14 protein-coding genes are annotated in these 14,107 nt (G+C 70.0%); 6 read left to right on the top strand and 8 right to left on the bottom strand.

Annotated features, from left to right (window positions below; all coding sequences use genetic code 11):
- The first annotated feature begins 29 nt into the window (after positions 1 to 29).
- On the top strand, positions 30 to 695 hold the full coding sequence (locus tag WFM69_RS11495; RefSeq protein ID WP_337004747.1) for an SDR family oxidoreductase: 666 nt from the start codon (positions 30 to 32) through the stop codon (positions 693 to 695).
- Here the strand turns inward: WFM69_RS11495 and WFM69_RS11500 are convergent.
- The 6 genes from WFM69_RS11500 to WFM69_RS11525 all read right to left on the bottom strand — a co-directional run bounded on the left by WFM69_RS11500 (position 689) and on the right by WFM69_RS11525 (position 6,805).
- Positions 689 to 1,909, bottom strand: a complete 1,221-nt coding sequence (locus WFM69_RS11500) for a multidrug effflux MFS transporter (RefSeq protein ID WP_337004749.1) — start codon at positions 1,907 to 1,909, stop codon at positions 689 to 691. The genes WFM69_RS11495 and WFM69_RS11500 overlap by 7 nt on opposite strands.
- Positions 1,906 to 2,889: an alpha/beta hydrolase gene (locus tag WFM69_RS11505; protein WP_337004751.1), complete on the bottom strand. Its 984-nt coding sequence runs from the start codon at positions 2,887 to 2,889 to the stop codon at positions 1,906 to 1,908. The genes WFM69_RS11500 and WFM69_RS11505 overlap by 4 nt, the downstream gene beginning before the upstream one ends.
- Positions 2,886 to 3,884: an alpha/beta hydrolase gene (locus WFM69_RS11510; protein WP_337004753.1), complete on the bottom strand. Its 999-nt coding sequence runs from the start codon at positions 3,882 to 3,884 to the stop codon at positions 2,886 to 2,888. Before WFM69_RS11510 ends, WFM69_RS11505 begins: the two co-directional genes overlap by 4 nt.
- Positions 3,885 to 3,917: 33 nt before the next feature.
- Positions 3,918 to 4,880: an aldo/keto reductase gene (locus tag WFM69_RS11515; protein ID WP_337004755.1), complete on the bottom strand. Its 963-nt coding sequence runs from the start codon at positions 4,878 to 4,880 to the stop codon at positions 3,918 to 3,920.
- Between the two features lie 8 nt (positions 4,881 to 4,888).
- Positions 4,889 to 5,989, bottom strand: coding sequence for a zinc-binding dehydrogenase (locus WFM69_RS11520; protein WP_337004757.1), 1,101 nt, complete (start codon positions 5,987 to 5,989; stop codon positions 4,889 to 4,891).
- A gap of 81 nt (positions 5,990 to 6,070) precedes the next feature.
- Entirely contained in the window at positions 6,071 to 6,805 is a 735-nt protein-coding gene (locus tag WFM69_RS11525; RefSeq protein ID WP_337004759.1) for an SDR family NAD(P)-dependent oxidoreductase, read from the bottom strand.
- Between the two features lie 100 nt (positions 6,806 to 6,905).
- Between WFM69_RS11525 and WFM69_RS11530 the strand changes: the two genes are divergently transcribed.
- Positions 6,906 to 7,868, top strand: coding sequence for an aldo/keto reductase (locus WFM69_RS11530; protein ID WP_337004761.1), 963 nt, complete (start codon positions 6,906 to 6,908; stop codon positions 7,866 to 7,868).
- A gap of 4 nt (positions 7,869 to 7,872) precedes the next feature.
- On the opposite strand, the gene WFM69_RS11535 is transcribed toward WFM69_RS11530, so the two are convergent.
- Together WFM69_RS11535 and WFM69_RS11540 are read right to left on the bottom strand one after the other, a co-directional pair.
- Positions 7,873 to 8,196, bottom strand: a complete 324-nt coding sequence (locus WFM69_RS11535; RefSeq protein WP_337004763.1) for a DMT family transporter — start codon at positions 8,194 to 8,196, stop codon at positions 7,873 to 7,875.
- Positions 8,193 to 8,561: a DMT family transporter gene (locus WFM69_RS11540; RefSeq protein WP_337004765.1), complete on the bottom strand. Its 369-nt coding sequence runs from the start codon at positions 8,559 to 8,561 to the stop codon at positions 8,193 to 8,195. The genes WFM69_RS11535 and WFM69_RS11540 overlap by 4 nt, the downstream gene beginning before the upstream one ends.
- 224 nt (positions 8,562 to 8,785) lie before the next feature.
- Between WFM69_RS11540 and WFM69_RS11545 the strand changes: the two genes are divergently transcribed.
- The 4 genes from WFM69_RS11545 to WFM69_RS11560 form a co-directional block, all read left to right on the top strand.
- Positions 8,786 to 10,129 carry a DUF222 domain-containing protein gene (locus tag WFM69_RS11545; protein ID WP_337004767.1) on the top strand — a complete coding sequence of 448 codons (1,344 nt, stop codon included), beginning with the start codon at positions 8,786 to 8,788 and terminating at the stop codon, positions 10,127 to 10,129.
- A 265-nt stretch (positions 10,130 to 10,394) separates the two neighbouring features.
- Positions 10,395 to 11,921 (top strand): ABC transporter substrate-binding protein, encoded by a 1,527-nt coding sequence (locus tag WFM69_RS11550; protein ID WP_337004769.1) that lies wholly within the window; start codon positions 10,395 to 10,397, stop codon positions 11,919 to 11,921.
- A gap of 78 nt (positions 11,922 to 11,999) precedes the next feature.
- The gene (locus WFM69_RS11555; RefSeq protein ID WP_337004771.1) at positions 12,000 to 12,941 is read left to right on the top strand and encodes an ABC transporter permease; all 942 of its coding nucleotides are present in this window, start codon (positions 12,000 to 12,002) and stop codon (positions 12,939 to 12,941) included.
- Positions 12,938 to 14,107, top strand: a 1,170-nt coding sequence (locus WFM69_RS11560) for an ABC transporter permease (protein ID WP_337004773.1), incomplete at its 3' end; no start/stop codon positions are given. The genes WFM69_RS11555 and WFM69_RS11560, both read left to right, overlap by 4 nt.

Consider the following 14,107-nt stretch of genomic DNA (forward strand, 5'->3'; position numbering starts at 1 on the left):
CCCCCTGCACACTCCGGTACCGTGGCCGCATGCCCCTCGCTCTGATCACCGGCGCCGCCCGTGCGAACAGCATCGCCGCCGGCATCGTCCCTCGACTGCGCGCGGCGGGCTGGACGGTCGTCACCAGCGACCTGCACGATGCCGACCACCCCGCCGACCTCTCGACGGCCGACGGGCCTGAGGCGCTGATCGCCGAGGTGAACGCCGCACACGGTCCGATCACCGCCCTCATCCTGAGCCACGCCCACGACGTCGAGTCGGGCATCCTCGACACCACCGCCGCGAGCTTCGACACCCACATCGCCGTGAACGCACGCGCGAGCCTGCTGTTGATCGCGGCTTTCGCGCGACAGGCCGCCGGCGACGGGGGAGTAATCCTGGCGCTCACCAGCGACCACGTGACCGGCAACCTCCCGTACGGTGCCTCGAAGGGCGCGCTCGACCGGCTCGTGATCTCGGCGGCACGCGAGCTCGGTCCCCGCGGCATCTCCGCGAACGTGCTGAACCCCGGCCCGATCGACACCGGATGGATGGACGACGGCACCCGCTCCTCGCTCGGGGAGATGACACCACTCGGCCGGCTGGGGCGTCCGGCCGATGTCGCCGCGGTCGTGGAGTTCCTGGTCTCCGACGAGGGTCGCTGGATCTCCGGGCAGCTGCTGAAATCGGACGGCGCGTTCTCCGCCCGCTACTGAGGCGCCGCGGCGGGGCGCACGAACACCCACGCCGCGACGGCCGCCACCGCCGCGGCGAGCGTCATGGTGACGGCCATCGTGACCGCGTTCGTGCCGCCCACTCCGGCGGCGAGCGGTGCGAGCACCGGTCCGAACAGGAACGTCGCCATGCCCAGCAGTGCGGACGCGGTGCCGGCGCGGGCACCGTGGTGGGCGAGGGCCAGCGTCTGGCCGTTGGGCCCGCCGAGGCCGGAGCAGAGCATGAAGCCGATGAGCGCCGCGATCACGCCGTATGCCCCGGTGCCGGTCGTCGCCAGCACCAGCAGCACGAGCGTGGCGAGCAGCGTCGCCGTGATGCCGCCCAGGTACACGCGCAGCGGTCCCCATCGGCGTACGACGAGCCGGCTGGTCTGGCTGCCGGCGATGCTCGCCAGCGCGCCGGCCGCGAACGCGAGACCGAAGGTCTGCGGGCTCAGGCCGAACTGATCCTGCAGCACGAACGACGACATCGACAGGTAGGTGAAGAACGCGACGCCGCCTCCCGCCGCGGCGCACAGCACCGCCACGAACAGCCGATCGCGGACCACGGCGCCGGCATGCGTGCCCAGTGCCATGAGACCGCCGCCGTGCCGCTCGGAGGGTCGCAGCGTCTCAGGCAGGGCGAACACCACGATCAGGAGCAGCACGACTCCGACGGCGCTGAGCACGCCGAAGATTCCGCGCCAGTCCATGATCCGGGCGAGCTGCCCGCCGACGACCGGCGCGATGATCGGCGCGGTGCCCGACACGAGGAACAGCAGCGACAGCATCCGCGACAGCTCGACGCCCTCGAACTGGTCGCGGGCGATGGCCAGGCAGATCACGATGCCCGCCGAGCCGGCGAGCCCCTGCAGGAAACGGGCGACCAGCAGCAGCTCGATGTTCGGCGCGACCGCGCACACGAGGGAGAGCACGGCGAAAGCGGCGACCCCGATCATCAGCGGCAGGCGCCGACCGAGGCGATCGCTCAGCGGTCCCGCGACGAGCTGCCCGAGACCGAGACCGATCATGCACGCCGACATCGTCACCTGCGCCAGGGCCTCCGTCGTGCCCAGCGACGCGGCCAGCTGCGGCAGCTGCGGCAGATACAGGTCCATCGACAGCGGGCCGAACGCCTCCAGCATCCCGAGCACCAGCATCGCCCGCAGCGTGCTCATGCGCGGGCGCGCGGGCCCCTCGGCGAGGGGCAGGCTCATCCTTCCCGGCGCAGGATGCGGCGCAACCAGCTCTCGCGGGCGGCGACGGCGGCCTGGGAGACCTCAGCATCGGGAGAGAACCCGGCGAACCCGTGATAGCCGCCCGCCCAGACGTGCAGCTCGGCCTGTCCTCCGGTCGCCCAGATGCGCAGCGCATAGTCGACGGCCTCATCGCGGAACGTCTCCGCGGCGCCCACCTCGATGAACGCGGGAGCGAGGCCTGCGAGGTCGGTGGCACGGGCGGGGGCCGTGTACGGAGAGACCCGATCGGTGAACCGGTCGTCCGCGGCGATGGCATCCCACGCGGTGTCGTTGTTGTTCCGATCCCACGCGCCGAAGCCGTCGTACTGTCGGCTGGAAGAGGTCTCGTTGCGGTCGTCGAGCATCGGACACCCGAGCAGCTGACCGGCCAGGCGCGGTCCGCCGCGGTCGCGGGCGATCAGGGCGACGGCGGCGGAGAGGCCCCCACCGGCACTCATCCCCGAGGCGATGATGCAGTCGGGATCGATGCCGAGTTCCTCGGCATGCGCGGCCATCCATTCCAACGCGGCGTAGCAGTCCTCGGCCTGCGCCGGTCCCGGGTGCTCGGGTGCCAGGCGGTACTCGACCGCGACGCCCACGACGCCGTGCCTTTCAGCGAGGTCGATGAGTTCCGCGGTGCCGAAGAACCGGGTGCCCAGCACCATGCCGCCGCCGTGGATCGACAGCACCGCGGGGGCGGGCGCGGCTGCCGATCGGGTGGGACGCACGATCGTGATCTCGATGTCGGGCGCGCCGACAGGGCCGGGAATCACGCGGTCCTCCCAGGTGACGTCGCGCCCCTCGGCCTGCACGGCCATCGACGGGATGATGGTCGCGAAGTGGTCCCGGTTCGCGTGGATCGTCTCCGCACGCAGCGGGATGATCTCGACCATCCCGACGAAGGCGTCGAGCCCGGCGACGAGCTCCGGGTCGTAGGGGACCGGCCGCGGCGCGGTCATAGTGCGGCCCGCCAGATCCGGCGCAACCACGACGCGCGGGCGGCGAGGGCGGCGCGCGAGATCTCGGCCTCCGGCATGTACATGTCGAATCCGTGCGCCCCGCCTCCCCAGACGTGCAGCTCGGCCTGTCCGCCGGTCGCCCAGATGCGCAGTGCGTACTCGGTGTCCTCATCGCGGAACGCCTCGGCCTCTCCCACCTCGATGAACGCGGGCGGGAGTCCGGCGAGGTCGGCCGCGCGACTCGGGGCCGCATAGGCGGGAGCATCCGCACGGAAGGCCAGGTCGTCGCCCAGCACGCACGACCACGCCAGCAGATTCAGCTCGCGCTGCCAGGTGCCGATGCCGTCGTACTGACGGCTCGCGACGGAGGTGTTCGTGTTGTCGATCATCGGGCACAGCAGCAGTTGTCCCGCCATCTCCGGGCCCTGCCGGTCGCGGGCCAGGAGGGCGACCGCGGCCGTGAGGCCTCCACCCGCGCTCCCGCCGCCGACCACGATGCGCTGCGGATCGATGCCGAGCTCGGCGGCGTGCGCGTGCACCCACACGAAGGCGGCGTAGCAGTCCTCCACCCCGGCCGGGTAGGGGTCCTCGGGTGCGAGTCGGTACTCGACGTTGACCGCGACCACTCGGTGCTCGGCGACGATGTCGACCACGCGGCCGGTCTCCCAGGAGCGGTGGCCGACGATCATGCCGCCGCCGTGGATGTTCACGAACCCGGGGAGCACATCGCCGCGCGTGCCGGTCGGGCGGAACACCGTGATCTCGATGTCGGGCGCGCCGTCAGGACCGGGGATGACGCGGTCCGCCCACTCGATGTCGCGGCCGGCGATGACCGTGTCGTTGTCGGGGAACATCCGGTCGACGCCCTCGCGTGGAAGGGTGTCACGGGTGAGGGCGGGCTGCGGGTTCTTCGCGAGCTCGTCGAGCACGGCCTGCACCTCGGGATCGAAGGGCACGGGCGTGACGGTCGGGTGTCCGACGGCGGTGGTGGTCATGGTTCTCCTTGCAGCGGTGTGGGGGAGCGGGGGTCAGGGGCCTTCGGGATCGACGACCCCTTCGTCGGCCCAGAACGGTTCGACGAGGCGGCGCAGCTCCTCGGCGCCGACGCGGTCGACCAGGGCTGCGGCGTCGAGATTCGCGCGCAGCTGTTCGATGCTCGATGCGCCGAACAGCGTGGTCGTGAGAGCCGGATGCGTGAGCGTGAACGCGATCCCGAGCTGCGCGGGTGAGACGGCGAGCGAGGAGGCGAGGTCGGCGAAGGCCGGCACGTCCGCGATGATCCGCTCCCGGATGTCACCCGGGTCGCGTCCGATCTGCCGGTCGCCTCTGATCTTCCCGGCCAGCACACCGCCCTCCAGGCAGTCGGAGGCCTGCAGGGCCAGCCCCTGCTCCCAGAGGCGCGCGAACGGTTCGCCGTCGGGGATCGAACGTCGGGAGACGCTGTACTTGAGCTGGGCGATCTGCGGGCCGGCGACACCCTCTGCGGACGCGATGTCCATCAGCGCCTGGATGCTCGACGCCGACCAGTTGTTCACTCCCCACGCGCGGATCAGACCGGCCTCCGCGAGCCGGGCGAGGTCGAGCACGAGGTCGCGCAGGTCGAGGTCGTCACGGCGCAGGTCGCCGAGGATCACGAGGTCGGCGTGCTCCACCCCGACGCGTGTCAGGGCGTTCTCCAGCTGCGGGCGGAAACCGTCGTCGCCGAACGCCTCGAGCCACAGCTTCGACGACAGCAGCCACTCGTCGCGGCGAAGTCCTGCGGCGCGCACCATCGCGGAGAAGATGACATCCGTGAAGACGGGCGGTGCGCCCGGGGCGGAGTACACGCCGACGTCGAACAGGTTCACGCCGCGGTCGACTGCTTCGCGGAGCATGGAGACCGCGTCGGCGAAGTCCATCCGGTCGTAGGTGTGCCAGGAGCCGAGCGAGAACAGCGAGGCGTCGATGCCACTGCGGCCGATCTCGCGGAGGGGCAGGAGGGGAGTGGTCATGGGAGTCCTCACCGTCTCGGGTCGATGACGGCCTTGACCTCATCGAGGTGGTGCATGTGGGCGATCTTCGACGACGCCTCGGCGAGACCGACCGGCTCGCTGAAGAGGTCGTCCCAGGGGAATCGGTCGGCGAACGCGGTGAAGAAGTCGATCGCGCGCGCGTAGTCGGAGATGTCGCCGTTGAGCGAGCCGACGACGGTGAGCTCCTTGCCCATGATGCTGCTGATCGGGAAGCCGTCGCCCGCGGGTCCGGTCGACCCGACGATCGTGACGGTGCCGCGCTGGGCGGCAATCGCGATCGCGTCGGGCCCGACGCTCGGAGCGCCGGCGAAGTCGAAGACGTGGTCGGCACCGCGGCTTCCCGTCAGCGCCAGGACCTGGTCGACGACCGGACCATCGCGGAAGTCGACGACCGCGTCGGCGCCGAAGCGGCCGGCGAGTTCCAGGCGCGACGCGGGGGCGCCGACCGTCACGACCTGGCCCGCGCCGGAGATCTTCGCGACGGCCGTGGCGAAGATGCCCAGCGCACCCGCGCCCTGCACGACCACGCTCGAGCCCGGACGGATGCGTCCTGCCCGCTCGAACGCCCGCAGGACGGTCTTGGCCGCGCATCCGGCCATCGAGGCCCAGGTGTCCTTGACGGATGACGGGAGCAGCAGCTTCGCCGCACCGGGGGTCACGTAGGCGTACTCCGCGAGGCCCGCGGTGGCGAAGGGGTGCACGTCGGCGCGCTGCAGGAAGCCGTACCCGCGATGCGAACAGGCGACGGGCTCGCGCAGCACCACGCAGCCGTAGCACTCGCCGCAGGTCGACTCGGACCAGCCGATGCGGTCGCCGGGGGAGAGCGGACGTCCGAGGGCGTCCTTCGTGTCCGGTCCGGTGGCGACGATCTCACCGACCATCTCGTGGCCGAGCACCATCGGGAGCATGCCGGGGAAGGTCATCCGCCCCTCCCAGATCTCGATGTCGGTGCCGCACAGCGTGGTGCAGGCGATGCGCACGAGGGCGGCGCCGGGTTCGATCTCGGCGGGGAGCGGGAGGTCCTGCAGGGCGAGCGGTTCGCCGTGCGCGGTGAGCACGGCGGCGCGGGTGGTGGTGGGGAGTGGCATGCGGATTCTCCAGTCGCGGGCGGATGGCGGATCGGAAAAGGGGCCTGGGAAGGGGCGGGAAGGGGTGGAATCGATCCCGCGTCAGACCAGGAGCTGGCCGCCGTCGACGGCGACGGACACTCCGGTGATGTGGCTGGCGGCATCGCTCGCGAGGAACAGCACGAGCGGGGTGATCTGGTCGACCTCGGCGATCGAGCCGAGGGGGATGCGCGACTCCCATGCCGCGCGCGCCTCCGGGTTCGAGGCGAAGTCGGCGGTCAGCGGTGTGAGCACGGGACCGGGAGCGACGGCGTTGACGCGCACGCCGGAAGCGGCGAGTTCGATAGCGGCGGTGCGGGTGAGGGCGTCCACCGCGGCCTTGGTCGCCTCGTAGTGACCGAGACCGGGGGTGGGCTGGCGTGCGCCGATGGAGGAGATGTTGACGATCGAGCCGTGACCGGCCTCGGCGAGCAGGGCGCCGAACACCCGCAGCATGAGGAACGTGCCGCGCACGTTGACCCGAAGAGCCGCATCCACGACGTCGACCGGGACCTCCTGGAGCGTGCCGCCGCCCGCGACGATGCCCGCGTTGTTGACGAGCACGTCGATACCGCCGTCGGCGGCGAGGCGATCGGCGGCGGCTCGGACGGAGGCCTCGTCGCCGATGTCGAGCGTGAGGGCGGTGGCTCCGATCTCGGCCGCCACGGCGGCAGCGGCATCCGCGTTCACGTCGCCGATGAACACCTCGTCTCCCGCGTCGCGGAAGGCGGCGGCGATGCCGCGACCGAGGCCGGATGCGCCTCCGGTGACCAGGATGCGGCGGGGGGATGCGGTCATGTTCGTCCTCACTGACGGCTGTTCTGAAGGGGTGTCTCCGTTATATTCTACAAACATAGAAAAACACAACCCCGTGTCTCGAGACGGCGAAGGAGCCTTCATGCCCGAAACGACATATCCCCGGAAGTCCCTGAATCCTGCGGGACTCCCCGTGCCTCCGCTGGCCCTCGGCTCGTGGAACACGTGGGACCGGATGGATGCCGACGAGGCGGTCGCGCTGATCCGCCGGGCCGTCGAGGGGGACGCCGGCTTCTTCGACGTCGCGTACTACAACATGGGTCCGCATGCCGAGAACTCGAAGACCGACATCCTCTTCGGGCAGGCGCTCCGGGCGAGTGGCGTCGCGCGCGGGGACGTCGTGCTGTGCGGCAAGCTCTGGCTGTGGGACTGGCCGAACCAGGGGTTCCGTGCACAGCTCGTGGAGTCGCTGCAACGCGCAGGACTCGACCGGTTCGACACTCTCGTGGTGGGGGACTATCTCGACGCCCCCGACCTGCCGCGACTCGTCGCCGACGTGAACGAGCTGATCGCGGAAGGGCTCGTCGACTCCTGGGGCATCAACAACTGGCGCGTCGAGCACACGCGCGAGGCGCTCGCGCAGGCCGAGGAACAGGGCGCGGCGGGTCCGGTGTTCGCCCAGCTGAAGTACGGCATCGCCCGGAGGTCGATGGCTGAGGGCGACGCCTACGGTCCGCTGTTCGCGGACGGCACGCTGACACTCCAGGCGTCGGACGTGTTCGAGGGTGGCATCCTCGCCACCGGGCGCATGCCCGAGCGCAAGATCGGCGCCGATGTGGGCGGCATCCGCGAGCAGATCGCCGCGGTCTACCCCGAGGTCGCGCGGGTGGCGGGGGAGTTCGGTGTGACGCCCGCCGCGCTCGGCATCGCCTTCTGCCTGTCGAACCCCGCCACCGCGAACGTGCTGTTCGGCGCCTCACGCCTCTCCCAGTTGGAGGAGAACCACGCGGCGCTCGCACTCGCGCGCGACCACGGCACAGAGGTGCGGGCGGCGCTCGCCGGATGCTGGGTCGACCGGGATGTGCGGGCCGACGGGGTGTGGTGAGGGCTCAGTGCGCGCCGCCGAACTCGATCATCGCGACGCCGGCCGCGATGAGGGCGACGCCGAGCGCCATCAAGAGGGAGAAGTGGTCTTTGAAGATCACGCGCCCGAGCACCGCGGTCACGGCTACACCGGCAGCCGCCCAGATGCCGTAGGCGACCCCCACCGGCATCCCCAGGGCGAGGATCGTTCCGAGCAGCGTGAAGGCCGCGAGGTAGCCGACGACGATCACCGGGATCCAGCGCCGGCGCCGAAGCCCTTCGGAGGCACGCAGGCTCAGGGTGGCGGTCACCTCGCTGGCGATCGCGAGGGCGAGCAGCAGCCAGGTCATGACGCGACCTCGGTCGACGCGCGCTCATGCGAGCCGAGCTCGACCAGCAGCACGCCGACCACGATCACGCCGACGCCGACGATCTGCATCGGCCCCAGCTCCTCGCCGAACAGCACGGTGCCGAGCACGGCGGTGAGCACGACCCCGATCGCGGACCAGATGCCGTACGCGACGCCCACCGCCATCCCGCGATCCAGCACGACCGACAGCAGCCACAGCGAGCCCGTGTAGCCGATCACGACGACGATCAGCCAGAGCGGATGCGTGAACCCCTCGGCCGCGCGCAGTGAGAGTGTCGCGGTGACCTCCAGGCCGATCGCGAGGAGCAGTGGCGGCCATGCCGACGGGCGCGTGCGGTCTGTCATCGCGTGCCTTTCGTGGCGGTTCGAGGAGGGAAACGTGCCGAGGGGGCGCCAGATTCCCTCGTCGGGGGGCGATCGAGAGAAGCGGTGCATCCGTGGGGCAGGTCTTCGATTCTCTCTGCTGCCGGTGAACGCCGTGTGTCGTCGAGGCTCCGGGTATGGTGGCATGTCGGAATCTCTCGAACAAATCTTCTAAAGTCGGGTGTGATTCTCGGTAGAATCGAGTCATGTCGAAGTTGGCCGTGTTGCACGAGGCGATGTCCCGCCTCGATGCGGCGTGGGCTGATGCTGAAGACTCCGGCGAGCTGTCGCGCGCGCAACTGATCGCGGTGAGTTCCTCTCTCGGCGTGCTGCAGCGGAGGCTGGATGCGGTGCACGTCGAGGTGGCCGCGTGCATCTCTCGCGAGTCCCGCCCCGAGCTGGGGCCCGATGGGCTCGCGAAGCAGCAGGGCTTCCGCAGTCCGGCGACGTTGATCGCGGCCACCGTGGGTGTCTCGCGGGGTGATGCGACCCGGCTCGTGAAGGTGGGAGAAGCGGTCGCGCCGCGTGCGGATCTTCTGGGGGCGCCGTTGCCGGCGAGGTATCCGGTGGTGCGGGAGGCGCTCGGCGCGGGAACGCTGAGCGCCCAGGCGGCGGCCGTGGTCATCGCCCTGTTGGACCGGTGTCGCGTCGCGGTGGGGCTGGTGCGTATCGCTGAGGCCGAGCGCCTGCTGGTCGAGAAGGCGGCCGGGCTCGCGCTCGACGACGTGCGGAAGCTGGTCGTGCGGGCGGAGGCGTGGCTGGATCCCGATGGGGTGGAGCCGCGACTGGACGAGCAGCGTTCTCGGCGGTCGCTCGCCGTGTATGAGCGTGACGGGATGGTGCATCTGAATGCGGTCCTCGATGCCGAGACCGCCGCTCCCGTGGTGACGGCGATTCGCGGATATGTGACGGCGGCGTTCGCCGCGCGGAAAGGCTCGACCGTGCCGGAGGCGCCGGATGCGGATCGCCGCACAGTGCCGATGATTCAGGCCGATGCGCTCGCCGTGTTCGCCGCGCACGTGCTCGGGTGCGATGCCAAGGTGCCGCTGGCGGGGGCGACGATCGTGGTGCGGATGAGCCTCGACGACCTGGAGTCGGGCGCGGGCTCGGCCGAGATCGACGGGATGGAGCAGTCGATCAGCATCGGAGCCGCGCGGCGCATGGCCGCCGGCGGTGGAGTGATCCCGTGCGTGCTCGGCGCCGCGAGCGAAGTGCTCGACTCGGGGCGGGAGAAGCGCCTGTTCACGCGAGCGCAACGGTTGGCGCTGGTGGAGAGGGATGGCGGTTGTGCCATGTGTGGCCTGCCACCCGAGATGACGAAGGCGCACCACATCCGATGGTGGCAGCGAGATCACGGGCCGACGGACCTCTCGAACGGCGTGCTGCTGTGCGAGACCTGCCATCACCGCATCCACGACAACGGGTGGGATGTGCGCATCGATGGTGGTGGGGATGGGCGTGGGAGGGTGTGGTTCGTGCCCCCTGCGTCGGTCGACCCGGCGCGCGTCCCGCGTCTGGGCGGCAGGGCGCGGTTCGACATCGCCGCCTGAGGGTGCCGCCTGAGGGTGCCCGCCTGAGGGTGCCGCGTGATCGCGTCGGGTGCCTGTGTCGCTGGATTGCGATGCCTGCGCGCTCGGACAAGCCTGGTGCGCCCCGGAGCATGACCCCACGCCTCGGGAGCGAGAAACGCTCTTGCGCTCTTTTTCCACATCTGTAGACTAAACAGCACGACACATCGAAGTGACGTCGGATCCGGCCTCCGGTCAGCGGCACCTCGAACCTTCTTCACCACCCCTGCACCCGAGAGAAGGAACCATGAAACGAATGCCCCTCGCCCTCGCCGCGGCCCTTGCCGCGACACTGGCGCTCACCAGCTGCAGCGGCAGCGCAACGCCCTCGCCGTCCGACGGCGGCGGCGAAGGCCCCGATGCTCTCAACATCGGGAACTTCCTCGACATCACGTCGTGGGACCCCTCGCTCGCCGACATCGGGTTCGACGGCCCGTACCTCTCCGCCGTCTACGACGCCCTGATCGCCCTCGACGCCGACGGCGACCCGATCCCGTCGCTCGCCACCGCGTGGACCGTCGCCGACGACGACCTCAGCATCGACCTCGACATCCGCACCGACGCCGTGTTCAGCGACGGCACCCCGGTCGATGTCGACGCCGTGATCACGAGCCTCGAGTACCTCAAGGCCGGGGCGCGCTCCGGTGAGGCCTACGTCAACGTCGCCTCGTTCGACAAGGTCGACGATGACACCGTCCGCATCGCTCTCACGCAGCGCGACGACACGATCCTCTACTTCATGGGCCTCGGTCGCAGCTATGTCGCCTCGCCGGCAGCCATCGAAGCCGGCACCCTGGGCAGCGAGCCGATCGGTTCCGGTCCGTACGTCCTCGACAGCACGATGAGCGTCGCCGGTGCCGAGTACCACTTCACCAAGACCGCCGACCACTGGGACGCGAAGGCCTATCCGTTCTCCGAGCTGGCGATCTTCCCGATCACCGATGCCACCGCCCGACACAACGCGATGCTCAGTGGCCAGATCAACGTGCAGTACGGCGACGTCGCCAACCTCGAGCAGGCCACGCAGCAGGGCTGGAACACCGCGGAGCGCGTCTCCGGCTGGGCGGGCCTGGTCATCACCGACCACACCGGGGCGAAGAGCGAACCGCTCGGAAAGCTGGAAGTGCGCCAGGCGCTGAACTACGCCTTCGATGGCGCGGCGATCCTCGCCGCCGTGGGCAGCGGTGCCGGTGTCGCCACCAACCAGGTGTTCCCCGACGGCGGGACGATCAACGACCCGTCGCTCAACGAGACCTACGCCTACAACATCGACACGGCGAAGAAGCTGCTGGCGGAAGGCGGCTACCCCGACGGCTTCGCGATCTCGATGCCCATGTCTCCCATCTTCGAGATGTGGAAGCCCTCCGCGGAGCAGGCGCTCAACGAGATCGGCGTGACCGTCACCTGGGACAACATGCAGATGCCGGACTACCAGCTCAACGCGCCGAACTACCCGATGTTCATCTCGTTCCTCGCGATGGACGGCAACGACGTCGCGACCGTCGCCCGGCAGGTGACCAGCGTGCAGTGGTTCAACCCCGAACCCGACTACGCGAAGAACGAGGTCATCGCCCCGCTCGTCGAGAAGGTGCAGACCGAGCGCGGCGACGCGCAGACCGCTGCCATCAAAGAGCTCAACAAGGCCCTCGTCGACCAGGCGTGGTGGTCGGTCTGGTACCAGGCGAACAACATCTACTACACGGCGCCCGGCATCCAGCTGCAGCCGGTGGTGGGGATGATGTTCCCGACACTGCGCTACATCACGAAGGGCTGACGCCCGCCGGGGCGGCCGCGACCACGGCCGCCCCGGAATCCTTCCCCCTCCGACCCGTCCACCTCCCGAGAGGTCCCCATGCTCCTGTTCACGGCGAAGCGTGTGCTGTCCGGCATCCTGCTGCTCGTCGCGGTCTCGATCGGCACCTTCTTCCTGGCGCATCTCGCGATCAGCGACCCGACCGCCTCACTCCTGGGCACGACGGCCAGTCCTGCCCAGCAGGCCGCCCTCGCCGAGAAGATCGGTCTGGACCGTCCGCTCCTCGTGCAGTTCTGGGACTGGCTCTCCCACGCGGCACTGCTCGACTTCGGCGTCTCGTGGCGCAACTTCCAGCCCGTCAGTGCCCAGCTCGCGATCAAGGTCCCGGTGACCCTGTCGGTCGTGACGTTCGCGACGCTGATCACCGCCGTGGTCGGCATCGCCTTCGGAATGATCACCGGCCTCCGGCCCGGCACCTGGTTCGACCGCATCATCAAGGGCATCTCGGTCGTCCTGTTCGCCCTTCCGGGCTTCTGGGTCAGCCTCGTGCTCGTCATGTGGCTCGCGGTGCAGCTCAAATGGTTCCCGGCTGTCGGCTACGTGCCGCCGACGCAATCGGTCGACGGCTGGCTGCGCTCCATCACGCTTCCCGCGGTCTCGCTGGCCCTCGGCGGCATCGTCGCCGTGTCCGAGCAGCTGCGCAATGCCGTGATCGCGCAGAGCCGTCAGGACTGGGTGCGCACGCTCCGCAGCCGTGGCCTCTCGGCCACGAGGGTCAACCTGCACATCCTGCGCAACGCCTCGCCCGCCGCGCTCACGGTGATCGCGCTCATGTTCGTCGGACTGCTCTCCGGGGCGATCGTCGTCGAGCAGATCTTCAGCCTCCCCGGCCTCGGCCAGCTCACCAATCAGTCCTCGCAGAACGGCGACATCCCGATGCTCCTCGGCATCACCGTGATCTCCATCGTCTTCGTCGTCCTCATCAACCTCCTGCTCGATCTCGTGCTCGGCTGGATCAACCCGAAGGTGCGCGTCGCATGACCACCACAGACATCCGGGTCGCGTTCGACCGGGCGGCGCAGAAGCGACGGTCGAGCCTGTTCCGCCGGTTCCTCCGGCACCCCGGCGGATACATCCCGCTGGCGATCTTCCTGCTCATCGTGCTCGTCGGGGTGTTCGCGCCGCTGCTCGCACCGATGGACCCGAACTTCGTCGACCTCGCCGCGGCCAAGGCCCCTCCCGGCCCGGAACACCTCCTGGGCGGCGACTCGACCGGTCGAGACATCCTGAGCCGGCTCATCTACGGCACCCGCACGACGCTGTGGGGAGCGCTCATCACGATCGTGACGGCCCTCGTGATCGGCGTGCCGTCCGGTGTCGCCGCCGGCTACTTCGGCGGCACGTTCGACCGTGTCGCGACGTGGATCAGCGACGCCCTCCAGTCGATCCCCGGAATGATCATTCTGCTCGTGGTCGCCGCCGGCAGCCGCAACAACTTCGAGCTGCTGATGGCCACGGTCGGCGTGTTCATGGTGCCCGGATATTTCCGCATCGCCCGTTCGCAGACGCTCGCCGTCCGCAGCGAGCCCTACATCGACGCCGCCCGGGTCTCGGGCCTGTCCGACGGGCGCATCATCTTCCGGCACGTCATCAAGGCCGTGTACCCGCCCGTCATCATCCAGACCGCCCTTACCGCAGGAATCGCGATGGGAATGCAGGCCGGGCTCCAGTTCCTCGGCATCGGCGACTCCAACGTCCCCAGCTGGGGCGCGATGATGCTCGAGGGCTTCCGCCTGATGCTCACGTTCCCGCTCATGCTGCTGTGGCCCTCCGCGGCTCTCGGCCTCACGATCGCTGTGCTCGCGATCATGGGGTCGACGCTCGCCGAACTGGTGCAGGTGCGCACCCCCCGCGTCTCCCGGCGTCGGGCCGGTGGCGAGGTCGCCCCGGCGACTCCTCGCAGGCCCGCTACCGGCAGCGTTCAGCACGCAGCCGAGGAGTCGGCGCTGCGCGTCGAGAACCTCCGGGTCGTGCACGCGACGCCGAGCGGTGAGACTGAGGTCGTGCACGGCGTCACCCTCGACGTGGCACCGGGGGAGGTCGTGGGCATCGTGGGGGAGTCGGGATCCGGCAAATCGCAGACGGTGTTCTCGGTGCTCGACCTGCTGCCCGCCACGGGACGCGCGGTCGCCGACGCCATCTGGGTG

The organism is Microbacterium sp. LB12 (assembly GCF_037150835.1).
Classification (GTDB): Bacteria; Actinomycetota; Actinomycetes; order Actinomycetales; family Microbacteriaceae; genus Microbacterium.

Excerpts from the sequence above, each read along its gene's own strand:
- WFM69_RS11495 (WP_337004747.1), top strand. The coding sequence starts at position 30 with ATGCCCCTCGCTCTGATCACCGGCGCCGCCCGTGCGAACAGCATCGCC.
- WFM69_RS11500 (WP_337004749.1), bottom strand. The coding sequence starts at position 1,909 with ATGAGCCTGCCCCTCGCCGAGGGGCCCGCGCGCCCGCGCATGAGCACG.
- WFM69_RS11505 (WP_337004751.1), bottom strand. The coding sequence starts at position 2,889 with ATGACCGCGCCGCGGCCGGTCCCCTACGACCCGGAGCTCGTCGCCGGG.
- WFM69_RS11510 (WP_337004753.1), bottom strand. The coding sequence starts at position 3,884 with ATGACCACCACCGCCGTCGGACACCCGACCGTCACGCCCGTGCCCTTC.
- WFM69_RS11515 (WP_337004755.1), bottom strand. The coding sequence starts at position 4,880 with ATGACCACTCCCCTCCTGCCCCTCCGCGAGATCGGCCGCAGTGGCATC.
- WFM69_RS11520 (WP_337004757.1), bottom strand. The coding sequence starts at position 5,989 with ATGCCACTCCCCACCACCACCCGCGCCGCCGTGCTCACCGCGCACGGC.
- WFM69_RS11525 (WP_337004759.1), bottom strand. The coding sequence starts at position 6,805 with ATGACCGCATCCCCCCGCCGCATCCTGGTCACCGGAGGCGCATCCGGC.
- WFM69_RS11530 (WP_337004761.1), top strand. The coding sequence starts at position 6,906 with ATGCCCGAAACGACATATCCCCGGAAGTCCCTGAATCCTGCGGGACTC.
- WFM69_RS11535 (WP_337004763.1), bottom strand. The coding sequence starts at position 8,196 with ATGACCTGGCTGCTGCTCGCCCTCGCGATCGCCAGCGAGGTGACCGCC.
- WFM69_RS11540 (WP_337004765.1), bottom strand. The coding sequence starts at position 8,561 with ATGACAGACCGCACGCGCCCGTCGGCATGGCCGCCACTGCTCCTCGCG.
- WFM69_RS11545 (WP_337004767.1), top strand. The coding sequence starts at position 8,786 with ATGTCGAAGTTGGCCGTGTTGCACGAGGCGATGTCCCGCCTCGATGCG.
- WFM69_RS11550 (WP_337004769.1), top strand. The coding sequence starts at position 10,395 with ATGAAACGAATGCCCCTCGCCCTCGCCGCGGCCCTTGCCGCGACACTG.
- WFM69_RS11555 (WP_337004771.1), top strand. The coding sequence starts at position 12,000 with ATGCTCCTGTTCACGGCGAAGCGTGTGCTGTCCGGCATCCTGCTGCTC.